12 protein-coding genes and 1 tRNA gene are annotated in these 12,291 nt (G+C 71.7%); 5 read left to right on the top strand and 8 right to left on the bottom strand.

Annotated features, from left to right (window positions below; genetic code table 11):
- The first annotated feature begins 45 nt into the window (after window positions 1-45).
- Entirely contained in the window at window positions 46-1,230 is a 1,185-nt protein-coding gene (locus tag DNL27_RS04145; protein ID WP_112234769.1) for a M20 family metallopeptidase, read from the top strand.
- 58 nt (window positions 1,231-1,288) lie between these two features.
- Here the strand turns inward: DNL27_RS04145 and DNL27_RS04150 are convergent, their stop codons facing one another.
- The 4 genes from DNL27_RS04150 to DNL27_RS04165 form a co-directional block, all read right to left on the bottom strand.
- Window positions 1,289-2,218: a cation diffusion facilitator family transporter gene (locus tag DNL27_RS04150; protein ID WP_112234770.1), complete on the bottom strand. Its 930-nt coding sequence runs from the start codon at window positions 2,216-2,218 to the stop codon at window positions 1,289-1,291.
- Window positions 2,218-2,697 carry a helix-turn-helix transcriptional regulator gene (locus tag DNL27_RS04155; RefSeq protein ID WP_112234771.1) on the bottom strand — a complete coding sequence of 160 codons (480 nt, stop codon included), beginning with the start codon at window positions 2,695-2,697 and terminating at the stop codon, window positions 2,218-2,220. Before DNL27_RS04155 ends, DNL27_RS04150 begins: the two co-directional genes overlap by 1 nt.
- Before the next feature lie 181 nt (window positions 2,698-2,878).
- Window positions 2,879-3,520, bottom strand: coding sequence for a pyroglutamyl-peptidase I (locus tag DNL27_RS04160; protein ID WP_112234772.1), 642 nt, complete (start codon window positions 3,518-3,520; stop codon window positions 2,879-2,881).
- 166 nt (window positions 3,521-3,686) lie between these two features.
- A tRNA-Ala gene (locus tag DNL27_RS04165) sits at window positions 3,687-3,759 on the bottom strand.
- Between the two features lie 109 nt (window positions 3,760-3,868).
- Here DNL27_RS04165 and DNL27_RS04170 point away from each other — a divergent pair.
- Window positions 3,869-5,035 (top strand): LysR substrate-binding domain-containing protein, encoded by a 1,167-nt coding sequence (locus DNL27_RS04170; RefSeq protein ID WP_112234773.1) that lies wholly within the window; start codon window positions 3,869-3,871, stop codon window positions 5,033-5,035.
- 104 nt (window positions 5,036-5,139) lie between these two features.
- Here the strand turns inward: DNL27_RS04170 and DNL27_RS04175 are convergent, their stop codons facing one another.
- Together DNL27_RS04175 and corA are read right to left on the bottom strand one after the other, a co-directional pair.
- A complete protein-coding gene (locus DNL27_RS04175; RefSeq protein ID WP_041297305.1) occupies window positions 5,140-6,216 on the bottom strand; it encodes a mechanosensitive ion channel family protein in 1,077 nt (358 codons plus the stop codon).
- Window positions 6,217-6,394: 178 nt separating this feature from the next.
- Complete coding sequence (gene corA, locus DNL27_RS04180) at window positions 6,395-7,426, bottom strand: magnesium/cobalt transporter CorA (RefSeq protein ID WP_112234774.1); 1,032 nt, start codon at window positions 7,424-7,426, stop codon at window positions 6,395-6,397.
- 241 nt (window positions 7,427-7,667) lie between these two features.
- On the opposite strand from corA, the gene DNL27_RS04185 reads away from it, so the two are divergent.
- The 3 genes from DNL27_RS04185 to DNL27_RS04195 all read left to right on the top strand — a co-directional run bounded on the left by DNL27_RS04185 (window position 7,668) and on the right by DNL27_RS04195 (window position 10,514).
- A complete protein-coding gene (locus tag DNL27_RS04185) occupies window positions 7,668-8,186 on the top strand; it encodes an NUDIX hydrolase (protein ID WP_112234775.1) in 519 nt (172 codons plus the stop codon).
- Window positions 8,183-9,232 (top strand): glycine betaine ABC transporter substrate-binding protein, encoded by a 1,050-nt coding sequence (locus tag DNL27_RS04190; RefSeq protein ID WP_112234776.1) that lies wholly within the window; start codon window positions 8,183-8,185, stop codon window positions 9,230-9,232. The genes DNL27_RS04185 and DNL27_RS04190 overlap by 4 nt, the downstream gene beginning before the upstream one ends.
- Before the next feature lie 64 nt (window positions 9,233-9,296).
- Window positions 9,297-10,514, top strand: coding sequence for a pyridoxal phosphate-dependent aminotransferase (locus tag DNL27_RS04195; RefSeq protein ID WP_012397780.1), 1,218 nt, complete (start codon window positions 9,297-9,299; stop codon window positions 10,512-10,514).
- Window positions 10,515-10,527: 13 nt separating this feature from the next.
- Here DNL27_RS04195 and DNL27_RS04200 read toward each other — a convergent pair whose 3' ends face one another.
- On the bottom strand, window positions 10,528-10,818 hold the full coding sequence (locus tag DNL27_RS04200) for an exodeoxyribonuclease VII small subunit (protein WP_112234777.1): 291 nt from the start codon (window positions 10,816-10,818) through the stop codon (window positions 10,528-10,530).
- A gap of 108 nt (window positions 10,819-10,926) precedes the next feature.
- Window positions 10,927-12,240 (bottom strand): exodeoxyribonuclease VII large subunit, encoded by a 1,314-nt coding sequence (gene xseA / locus DNL27_RS04205; protein WP_112234778.1) that lies wholly within the window; start codon window positions 12,238-12,240, stop codon window positions 10,927-10,929.
- Window positions 12,241-12,291 lie beyond the last annotated feature (51 nt).

Below are 12,291 nucleotides of genomic sequence, written 5' to 3' on the forward strand. Positions count from 1 at the left end.
CCACCGACCACCACCCATCCGTTCCCGATGTGAAGGAGTTCCACCATGACGTTCCTCGACCATGCCGCATCCCTGCAGCCGGAGCTCGTGGCTCTGCGCCGCGCCCTGCACGCCCACCCCGAGGTGGGCAACGACCTCCCGTGGACCCAGCAGCGGATCGTGGACGCCCTGGACGGGCTGGATCTGGAGATCACCCTGGGGCGCTCGGTCTCCTCCGTGGTGGCGGTGCTGCGCGGGGCAAAGCCCGGGCCCACGGTGCTGCTGCGCGGTGACATGGACGGGCTGCCGGTGGTGGAGCAGACCGGGCTCGACTACGCCTCGACCAACGGTGCGATGCACGCGTGCGGGCACGACCTGCACATGGCCGGTCTCGTGGGGGCGGCCCGGCTGCTGAGCGCGCGCCGGGAGGAGCTCGCCGGGAACATCGTGTTCATGTTCCAGCCGGGGGAGGAGGGCCCGGGTGGCGCCAAGCCCATGATCGAGGAGGGGCTCCTGGAGATCACGGGTGAGAAGCCCCTGGCCGCGTACGGCATCCACGTGTTCCCGGGGCAGCGCGGGCTGTTCAGCTACCGCCCGGGCACGGCCATGGCAGGCGCCAACTACATGCGGGTCACTTTCCACGGTGAGGGCGGGCACGGCTCCCAGCCCCACACGGCCAAGGACCCGGTGCCCGCGCTGCTCGAGTTCGGCACCGCCCTGCAGACGATGGTCACGCGCCGGTTCAGCGTGTTCGACCCGGTGGTCGCCTCCATCACGCAGCTCTCCGCGGGGGAGGCCCTCAACGTGATCCCGGACCGTGCGAGCCTCGGGGCGAGCGTGCGCACGCTCTCGGCGGCCAGTGACGAGGCCTTCCCCGCCGCGGTGCGCGAGCTCGCCCACGGCATCGCCGCCGCCCACGGCGTCCGGGCCGAGGTCGACTGGACCGTGCTGTACCCGCTGACCCGCAACGACGACGCCGAGACCGCGTTCGTGGCCGGCACCCTCGCGGGGCTCGTGGGCGAGGACCACGTGCGACTGGACGCGAACCCGCTCATGGGCTCGGAGGACTTCTCGTTCGTGCTCGACCAGGTCCCGGGCTGCTTCTTTTTCCTGGAGTGCAGCCCCCCGGACCTGGCCCAGGAGAATCCCGGGTGGAACCACTCGCCCACGGTGCTGTTCGACGACGCCGTGCTGGGCGCCCAGGCCGCGGCGCTCGCCGAGCTCGCGTGGCGGCGCCTGCAGCGGGACTGATCAGCCGGTCACCCCGGGGTGGCGGGGCACGGGTCACCCCGGGGCGGCCGGGCACGGGTCAGGCGTGCAGGATCTCGTGGGACTCGGAGTCGCGGATCTCCACGGTCTCGATCTGGAACGTGGAGTGGTGCACGGAGACGTCGAAGTGCTCCGCCACGCATGTCTTCACGTCCCGCAGCAGGTCCGCGGCGTGGCCGTCCCGGAAGCACTCGTCCTCCACCACCACGTGCGCGCTGATGGTGGGCAGTCCCGTGGCCACCGTGGAGGCGTGGACGTCGTGCACGTCCACCACGTGCTGCAGTCCCATGATGTGCTCGCGGAACAGGTCCAGGTCCAGGCCCCGCGGCGTGAACTCCATGAGCACCGCGGCGGTCTCCCGCATGATGGTCACCGCCCGCGGCAGGATCAGTGCAGCGATGAACAGGGCGGCCACGGTGTCCGCGCGCTGGAAGCCGGTGGTGGCGATGACCACGGCGGCCACGATCACCCCGAGCGATCCCAGGGCGTCGTTGGCCACCTCCAGGAACGCGGCGCGCATGTTGAAGTTGGCCCCGCGCCCGGAGGCCAGCACCAGGATGGCGATCACGTTGCACGCCAGGCCGATCACCCCGAACACCAGCAGCTCGGTGGGGGGAACGTCCCGCGGTTCCAGCAGCCGCCGGATGCCCTCCACCACGGCGAAGATCCCCACGCCCAGCAGGAGGGTGGCCTGCGCGAGCGCCGCAATGACCTCCACGCGGCGGAAGCCCCACGTGTGCTTGGAGCTCGCGGGGCGGCGCATCAGGTGGGCCGCCACCAGAGCGACGAGCAGGCCGAGGGCGTCCGTGAGGGCGTGCACGGTGTCCGTGAGCAGGGCGAGGCTCCCGGTGAGCACGGAGCCCACTGCCTGCGCCACGACCATTCCGGCGGTCAGGCCGAACGCGATCCACAGCCGTCCGCGGTGGTCGCCCGCTCCCGTGCCGTGCTCGTGCGTGTGACCGGCGCCCATCAGAGGGACTCCTGCCGCGGCGTCGTCGGCGCAGCTGCGGCCCCGGTGAGCGGGGCGCCCGTGTCCGAGTGCCCGGAAACGGCCCCGGAGAGGGGGCCGTCCGGCAAGGGCTCGTGGTCCGCGGGCGGGTGGTGGAGGTGGGAGCACAGCGTCGCGCGGGTGCCAGTCACGTGCAGCAGCTGCTCGGCCACCGCGAAGAGTCCCGCAAGGTCGCGGGGGTGCGTGAGGGAGTACCACGTGGCGCGACCCTCGGGGCGGGCACGGACGAGACCGCACTGCGCCAGAAAACTGAGGTGCTTGCTCACCGTGGACTGGGCCAGCTCCATGTGCCCCACGAGATCCCGCACACGGTGCTCGCCGGAGGCCAGGTGCTGCAGGACGGCCAGGCGCGTGGGTTCGCCCAGGGCCTGGAAGAGGTGGGCGTAGGCCTGGGTGGCCCGCTCGTCGAGTGCGGGGAGGTCGGTGGGACTGATCGCCATAGGGCGATGATATCGCCCCAAGGTCTGCTGTGCCACCGCACCCGGGCCCGGCGAGGGCCGTTTCGTTCCACCGCAGTGGGAGCCGTTGCGCTGCGCAACGGCCATGACCGGGTGCAGTCCACGGGGAAACGCCCCAGCCCGCGGGGGCCCGCGATGATGGGTGGCCGCGTGACCGGGGTGTTCAGGCCGGCCGTGCGTGTGTCCTGCGCGCCGCGGCGTGCACCGCGGCGGCCAGCGCCTGAGTGATGTCGTCGAGACCCAGTGCGGAATCCGCGTGCGCGTGCTCCGGGTCGGTCTCGGCGCCGATGTGTGCCGTTCCCCGTGACCTGGCCGCGGGCACGTGGAGGAACGCGGCGGGCAGGTCCGTTCCGTGCAGGGCGGTCCAGAAGATGGCATTGCACAGGAACGCGCCGGCGTCGTCGGACACCTCCGCGGGGACGCCCGCGTTCCGGATGGCGTGGGTCAGCGCGAACGGGTCGAGGCGGGACTCGAGGCGTTCGGGTCCGCGGGCCAGGGGAGCGGCGTCGCGCACCACACCGTTGTTGTCCGGGATGCGCCCGTGCCCCAGGTTCCTGGCCCAGCGCTCCGGGGTGACGACGGCGCGGCCACCCGCTTCCCCCACCGCCACGATCGCGTCCGGTCGGTGCTCCTCAACGGCCCGCAGCAGCGCCGGTGCGGCCCCGGACCACGTCACCGGGAGGATCGCCGTGGCGAGCTGCACGCCGTCCGGGGCGTTGATCTTGGCGAGGCGCTGAACGGCCGCGCCGCTCGCGTTCTCCGTCTCACCGCCGAAGGGTTCGAAGCCGGTCACGAGGATGGTCATGGGCCCACCGTATCCTCGCGCGGTCGGTCGGTCGCTGCCCGGGCAGGATGCACGGCCCCTGCGTCAGGAATCATCGGAGACGACGAGAGGGCCCCGGAACGCTGACGTTCCAGGACCCTCTCGTGGTCGCCCGCGGGTCGAGGGGTGCTCGTCCGGGGGACTGCTGTGGAGCCTAGGGGAATCGAACCCCTGACCTTTTCATTGCGAACGAAACGCTCTACCAACTGAGCTAAGGCCCCGAACAACAGGAGTCACTGTAGTCCTCCCGCGCCGATTTCGCACATCCACCGGGCACCGGGCGTACCGGGCCCGTGATCGCCGCCGCGGCGCTGGCCCTACAGTGGGTCCATGACCGCAGCGGACCCCACACCATCCTCGCCCGAGCTCCCGTCCGCGGGCTCCGCAGACGGCCACGACGAGGCGGGCCGCACCGGTGCCCCCGCCGCGGCCCACGGCGACGCCGCCGCACGGGCCCATGAGGAAGCCGTTCCCGAACCAACCACGGGTGACGCCGCTGCCGCACCACCCACGGGCGACGACGCCGCCGCACCGACCCCGGGCGAGACCGCTGCCGCTCCGGGGCACGAGGACGCCCTTCCCCGCCCGGACTCACGGTCCGGCGAGGATCACGACGCCGCCGGCCCCGCCTTCACCGTCGGCTACGTTCCCGGCGTGATGCCGGGGAAATGGCTCGGCCGGTGGCGTGAGCGTCGCCTGCGGCCCGTGCTGCGCGACGAGCTGCTGACGGCCGCCGGCTGGCGGGAGGCCCTGGACTCCGCGAGTGTCACCGCGTGCTTCGTGCGCCTCGGCTGGTCGTCTGTGGACCCCACCCTGGAGCAGCTGCGGACCACCCACCACGCCGTGCACCTCTACGACGAGCGGCAGGTGGTCGTGCTCAGCACCGACGACGTCCTGAGCGTCCTGGACACCCTCACCACCGCGCAGCTCCACGAGGAGTCCACACCCCAGGCGCACGCGGACATCGACGTCGCCGCCATGGCCGTGGAACTCGCGGCCGCCGGTGTGGGTCCCGTGGTGCTGCCCATGTCCGTGGCGCGGCTGCACGCCCGCAAGGACGTCACCGCCCGCGAACTCACGGACGCCCCGACCGTTCCCGTCTTCCTCGTCTGGCCCCGGGGTCTGGACGAGGACATGGAGGGCGCCGTGCAGCGCTTCGTGGGCATCGTGCGCGGGCGCAAGGAGTCCAGCGGGCGGGACGAACCCGCGGCGTCGTCCGCGGGGTCCCAGACAGGGGGACACCCGTGCGGGGTCCGTGCCACCGCGAACGGCGGACGGGATGCGGCGCCGATGACCACCCGCCAGGGTGCCGCCGGTGCCCCGGAGCGCACGACGTCCCCGGCGGAGGCGGGCGCGACGAGCGAGAAGGTGCCCGCGAAGCGCAGCGGCAGGGCACAGTCCGGTGGGTGGGCGAAGGCCGGGGCGAGCACCAAGCCGGGGTTGCGTCGCAAGCCCGGGCGCAAGGTCAAGAACAGCCGCTCCAAGAAGCGGCGCTGAACCGGAGGGCGTTGTCCGGCACCACGTCAACCGGAGCGGAGAAGGCCCCGGGCGGCGGCGTCAGCCGGGCCTGCGGGAACGGGACGTCAGGTGCGGCCGGGGGCTCAGCCGTCCCCGCGGCGCTCCGAGGAGCTGGTGCCCTCGCCCGTCTCGTCCCGGCTGGGCGTGCGACCGTCCGGGGTGTGGCTCTGGGCGGGGGAGGCGTGCGGGTAGACCGGCGTGGTCCGCACCTGCCCCGTGGTGGGAACGCGCGGCACGGGGAAGGACGTGGTGGGCATGTCCGCGCGGGTCTCCGGCTCGGAACCGGTGCGCACCGTGACCTGGTTGATCAGGGGGATGCGCAGCCCGTCCCGGTCCAGCATCTTCTTGATCCGCACGCGCATCACGCGGGCCACGTCCCACTGCTCGAGCGGGGCGGTCTTCACGGCGAGCCGGATCACGATGCTCTCACCCGTGACGTTCTCCACGCCCCACACCTCGGGGTCGGCCACGATGCTGGGGCCCACGTCCGGATCGTCGCGCACCAGCTGGGCCTCGTGCTCGATCATGTCCGCCACGAGGTCGATGTTGGTGTCGTAGGGCACGGGGATGTCCAGCACGCAGCGCGCCCAGCCCTGGGACTGGTTGCCCACCCGCAGGATCTCCCCGTTGCGCACGTGCCACAGGGTGCCCTTGACGTCCCGCACCTGGGTGACCCGCAGGCCCACGTTCTCCACGGTGCCGATGGCCTCGCCCACGTCCACGGAGTCCCCGATGCCCAGCTGGTCCTCGGCGACCATGAAGATGCCCGAGAGGTAGTCCTTCACCAGGGACTGCGCGCCGAAGGACAGCGCCACGCCCGCGATCCCGGCGGAGGCGATCACCGGGGCGATGTTGAAGCCGAGTTCGGAGATGATCATGAGGATCGCGATGGCCCACACCACGATCGTGGACACCGAGGCCAGCACCGCCCCGATGGTCCGCGCCCTCAGGGCCTGGCGTTCCGCGGCGACGCCGGCGTCCTGGACCCATCGGGACTGCCCGTGGTCGAAGCGCTTGACGATCCGGGACTGCGTGCCGCGCGCGATTCCGCGGGTCACCTTGCGGATCACCACGCGCACCACGGCGGAGACGATCACGGCCCCCAGCAGCACCAGGAGCACACGGAAGGGTTTGTCGAGCCAGAATTCGAGATTGTGCATCACGGTTCAGCGTATCGGCCCGGGGTGGGCGCGCGCTCGGTGCGGGGTGGGCGTCACCCGGGCGGGCGACGTCGTCCCGTCACGCGCGAGCCGACGGACCGTCGGGCCCGCTCGCAGCGCCGCGAGCTCACGGCCAACGGGCGACCGGGCGGGCCCGCAGGTTTACGGGCCCGCCCGCTCACAGCCAGTCCTTGACCTTGAACACCACGTAGAGCACCAGGCCCACGAGCAGCATGAGCACGAGCGCCATGGGGTAGCCGAGGGCCCACTCCAACTCGGGCATGGCCTTGAAGTTCATGCCGTAGATGGAGCCCACGATCGAGGGCGCGAACAGGATGGCCGCCCACGAGGAGATCTTCTTCATCTGCTCGTTCTGCACCATCGCGGCCTCGTTCTGCCGGGCCGTGGTGAGGGTGGAGTCCACGCTCATGGCGTCCGTGAGGGAGGCGCGCATGGACTCGAGCTTGCCGCTGACCGCGATCACGTGGTCCAGCACGTCCCGCAGCCGGTGCTGCAGCTCCTGGTGGGTGCCGTACTTGGTGAACCCTGCGAAGTAGCGCTGCATCACGTCGCTGAGCGGGGCCACGCCGCGGTGGAAGTCGTTGATCTCGCGGGCGAGCTCGTAGATCCGCTGGGACACGTTCGGCTGCCCGGCGAACAGGGCGTCCTCGATCTCGTCGATGTCGTTCTCCAGCCCGGAGAGCACGGGGAAGTAGTCGTCCACGATCTGGTCCAGCAGCGCGTAGAGCACGCCGTCCGGGCCGAGGCACAGCAGCTCCTGGTCCTCCTCCACGCGCTTGCGCACGCGGCTCACCCCGCTGGACTCGGAGTGGCGGATGGTGATCACGAAGTTCGGGCCGGTGAAGATGTGGATCTCCCCGATCTCCACGGTCTCGGTCTCGTCCTGGTACACGGCCGGGCGGATCACGGTGAACAGCGTCTGCCCGTAGCGCTCCATCTTGGGCCGCTGGTGCGCCTGGATGGTGTCCTCCACGGCGAGCTCGTGGAGCTGGAAGTGCTCGGCCAGGGACCGGATCTCCTCGGGCGTGGGCCGGTACAGCCCGATCCACGCGAGGACGGACTCGGAACCGTGCTCGTCCCCCTCGGAACGGTCGATCACGCGCTGCAGGAGCGTGTACGTCTCCTCCAGCGAACGGGGGGACTCGACCTTGCGGCCGTTGCGGTAAATGGCGTTCTCCACGATGCTCACCCGCCCATTATGGGGGTCCCGGGCCCGCCCCCGGTTCCCCGCGCTGCCGGTCCGCCCCGGACGACGACGCCGCCCGGCCGGCTCCGCGCGGCGCCCACCCGGCTCTGCGCGCACCGCGCCCGGCACGCCCGGTGCGCTCGCGGCCCGGGACCCGGTGTGCACACCGTACGGGTCCGCTCGCCCGCGAGGTGGCGGCCCCTCTGCCAGGTGACGTGCGGGGTGCGCCACTAGACTGGCCGCCATGAGCCAGCCGTTCGATTCCCGCGTGGGCGCCTACGCCCTGATCACCCGAGACGAGCACCTGCTGCTCACGCACTGGAACCCCCGCCACCCCGATTTCGAGGGCGCGTGGACGCTGCCCGGTGGCGGCATGGAACCGGGGGAGCAGCCCGAGGAGACCATGCTGCGGGAGGTCTACGAGGAGACCGGCTACCGCGTGGCCTCGGACGGTCTCGTGGGCGTGCACAGCTACTGGATGAGCCCGGAGCAGCGGCTGGACCCCACCACGCGCGGCAACCACGCGTGCCGCGTGCTCTACACCGCGCACGTCACCGGCGGTGAGCTCGCGGTGGAGCAGGACGGCTCCTCGGACGACGCCGCCTGGGTCCCGTTCGCGCGTCTGGGCTCCCTCAAGCGCCTCGACCTCGTGGACCAGGGGCTGCGGCTGGCCGGTCTCACCGACGTGGTGGACGCCGCGGCCACGCCCCCGGAGCGGGTGGCGGAGCAGGACGTGTCCACCGAACCGGGCGGGGACCGGTGACGCACACCGCGCGGCTGCGGGCGGCGGCCGTGGTGCTCACGGCGGCGCTCGCGCTGAGCGCGTGCGGAACCGGCACGCAGCAGGACGGGGCGGGTGGCGCGGAACCCGGCGCGGCGGCGTCATCCCCGGCGGAGACCGTGAAGATCGCCACCGGCGTGGACACCCAGACCCGCGTGCTCGCCCACCTCTACCAGCAGCGGCTGGCCGCGGACGGCGTGGCCGCCACCGTGGTGGACGTGGGCAGCGGCCGGGAGCAGATCTTCGCCGCGCTGCGGGACGGGCGGGCCACCATGGTTCCCGACTTCACCGGTGACCTCTACGTCTACGCCCGCCAGCACGAGCTGCCCGACGCGCAGCGCCCCGGAGCCAGCCCCACCCCCTCCGCCGACGCCTCCGCGGGCACGGACGCCCCGCGCGGACTGCTCGACTCCCTCGGGCAGTTCCTCGGGATCACGGGGGAGACCGGCCCGTCCGAGGACGACGTGTACCGGGCCCTGCCGCAGGTGCTGCCGAGCGGGCTGCAGGTGCTCGACTCCTCCCCGGCGCAGCGCACGGACCGGATGGTGGTGACCGCCGCGACCGACGCGCAGTACTCGCTGGGGGACATGAACTCCGCGGGAAAGCAGTGCGGCAAGCTCTCCGTGGGCATGCCCTCCGGCTACGCGGACAGCGCCCAGGGCACCCGCGGGCTGAAGGCCTACTACCGGTGCTCGCCCAGGTCGGCACCCGAGTACGGCAGCACGGACGAGCTCGTGGACGCCCTGCTGCAGGACAAGGTGCAGGCCGCGGTGCTCAAGTCCTCCGAACCGGTGATCCAGGACGAGGGGCTCGTGGTGCTCGACGACCCCGACCGGCTCTTCCGCCCCGAGCGCGAGGTGGTGCTCAGCTCCCAGGCTCTCAGCGACAAGGCCACCGCCTCGGTCAACGCGGTCTCTGCGGACCTTAGCTCCGACGACCTCAGCACCATCACCCGCCTGGCCGGTGGCGAGCACCCCGCGATGAACCCGGAGAAGACCGCCGCCTACGTGCGGGACCGCCCGCGCTGACCGGCCGCCCGGGCCGGGGTGTCATGCCCGGAACCCGCCGGTAGGCCCCGAGTAGTCTGGCCCCATGGCAAAGGTGAAGCAGTCCGACAAACTGAAGAACGTCCTCTACGACATCCGCGGCCCCGTGCTGGAGCAGGCGGAGAAGATGGAGGCCGCCGGTCAGCGCATCCTGCGCCTGAACATCGGCAACCCCGCACCCTTCGGCTTCGAGGCACCGGACGCCATCCTGGTGGACATGATCAAGAACCTGCCGAACGCGCAGGGCTACTCGGACTCCCGCGGCATCTACTCCGCGCGCACCGCGGTGGTGCAGTACTACCAGACGCGCGGGATCATGAACCTGGACACCGACGACGTCTACCTGGGCAACGGCGTGTCCGAGCTGATCACCATGACGCTGCAGGCGCTGTGCAACCCCGGTGACGAGCTGCTGATCCCCTCCCCGGACTACCCGCTGTGGACCGCCTCGGTGGCGCTGTCCGGCGGCACCCCCGTGCACTACCGGTGCGACGAGGAGAACGGGTGGAACCCGGACCTCGAGGACATGGCCTCGAAGATCACGGAGCGCACCAAGGGCATCGTGATCATCAACCCCAACAACCCCACGGGTGCGGTGTACTCGCGGGAGACCCTGCAGAAGATCGTGGACCTGGCCAAGGAGCACGACCTCATCCTGTTCTCGGACGAGATCTACGAGAAGATCACCTACGACGACGCCGAGATGATCAACACCGCGAGCCTCACCGGCGAGGACGTGCTGTGCCTGACGTTCTCCGGGCTCTCCAAGGCCTACCGGGTGGCGGGCTACCGCTCCGGGTGGCTCGCGATCACCGGGCCCAACTGGCGGGCGGAGTCCTACCTGGAGGGCATCAAGCTGCTCGCCAACATGCGCATGTGCGCCAACGTGCCCGCGCAGCACGCCATCCAGACCGCCCTGGGCGGGTACCAGTCGATCAACGACCTCATCCTCCCCGGCGGGCGCCTCAAGGCCCAGCGGGACATCGCGCACCGCAAGCTCAACGAGATCGACGGCGTCACGTGCCAGCAGGCCCGTGGGGCGCTCTACCTGTTCCCCAAGCTGGACGTGGAGAAGTTCGGGATCGTGGACGATGAGCGCTTCGCCCTGGACCTGCTCAAGGAGCAGAAGATCCTGCTGAGCCACGGCTCCGCGTTCAACTGGAGCGAGCCGGACCACTTCCGGCTGGTCACCCTGCCGGCCGTGGACATGCTGGACACGGCCCTGGACCGGCTGGGCGAGTTCCTCTCGACCTACCAGCAGTAGCGCCGCGCGCGCGTCACTCGGACGACGACGCCGCCTGCTCCCGGTCCTCACGACGGGCGCGGGCGGCGTCGAGGCGTTCCCGGGCGCCGTCGAGCCACTGCTCGCAGCGGGTGGCGAGGGCCTCGCCGCGCTCCCACAGCTGCAGGGACTCCTCCAGGGAGGTGCCGCCCGTCTCGAGCTGGGAGACGATCTGCACGAGCTGCTCGCGAGCCTGCTCGTAGCTCAGGTGGTCGACGTCGGAGAGGTCCGGCGCCCCCTGCTGGGGGCTCTGCTGGGAGTCGGCGTTCTGGTTCTGCGGTGCCACGGTGTTCCTTCCGATGGTGATCTCTGATGATGCGGGATGTGCAGTGCTGGGCGCCCCGGGAAAGCTAAGGGGGGATTCGTTGTGCCGAGGTCGGGGCTGGGGAACGGGTCAGTGCTCGCCCGGCTGGCGGGTGCTCGTGCCGGTGACGTCCACGCCGAGCTCCCCGGCGGCCAGCCGCACGGTGAGCTGCTGACCCACCTGCGCGCGGGAGGCGTCCGTGACCACGGAGCCGTCCGTGGTCTGCACCACGGCATAGCCGCGGTCCAGGGTCTGCTGCGGGGACAGCGCGCGGACCCGGGCGCGCATCTGGGCCACGGAGTCCTGGGCCCGCAGGGTGAGGGAGTTCGTGGCGGTCCACGCCCGGGTGCGCCAGCGGTCGAGGTCCTCCTCGCGCACGAGGATCATGCCGTCCGGCTGGGAGAGCACCGGGCGCGAGCGCACGGTGGCCAGGCCCTGCTGCTCCCGCTCGATCAGCGACCCCACGGCGCGGTCCAGGGCGGCGCGGGCCTGCCCGAGGCGCAGCCGCTCCTCGTGGACGTCCGGGACCACGCGCTTGCCGGCGTCCGTGGGGGTCGAAGCCCGCACGTCCGCCACGTGGTCCAGCAGAGGCTGGTCGTTCTCGTGGCCGATCGCGCTGACCACCGGGGTGCGGGCCGCGAAGACCGCGCGCAGCAGGGACTCCTCGCTGAACGAGAGCAGGTCCTCGAAGGCGCCGCCGCCGCGGGCGATCACGATCACGTCCACCTCGGCCATGGCGTCGAGCTCCTCCAGCGCCCCGATGACGGCGCGTGCCGAGCCTGAGCCCTGGACGGGGACCTCGCGGATCTCGAACTGCACGCCCGGCCAGCGGTTGGTGGCGTTGCGCACCACGTCCTTCTCGGCGTCCGAGTTGCGCCCGGTGATCAGGCCCACGCGGTGGGGCAGCACGGGCAGGGGCTTCTTGCGGGCGGGGTCGAAGAGTCCCTCGTCCGCGAGGGCGCGGCGCAGCCGTTCGAGGCGCTCCAGCAGGTCCCCCAGGCCCACGGGGCGGATGTCCCGGCCCAGCATGGAGAGCCGACCGGTCTTGACGTAGAAGTCCGCCTGCAGGTTCACGACCACGCGTGAACCCCGTTCGAGCGGGCGCTCCAGGCGGGCCATCTCCTTCTTGAAGAGGGTTACGCTCACGGACGCCTCCTCCTGGAGGTCGCGCAGCGTCACGTAGCAGACGCGGGCGCGCTCGTTGACCTCGATCACCTGCCCCTCGACCCACGCGTCCGGGGCCTTCTGGACCCAGCCGTGCAGAGCGTGCGAGAGCTTGCTCAGCGGCCAGGGGTTCTCCGGGGAGGTGTCCCGGGCCAGCCGGGGCAGCTCAGCGGGCGGTTCCTGCTGCCCGGGGGCGCCGTGGGCGTGGGGCGCGGCGTCGTGGGGGAACGAGGTGTCCATGGTCCATGAGTATCACCCGCCGGGGACACGCACAGCGTGTTCTCTCTACAG

Source organism: Kocuria sp. BT304, from assembly GCF_003290245.1.
GTDB lineage: Bacteria > Actinomycetota > Actinomycetes > Actinomycetales > Micrococcaceae > Kocuria > Kocuria rhizophila_A.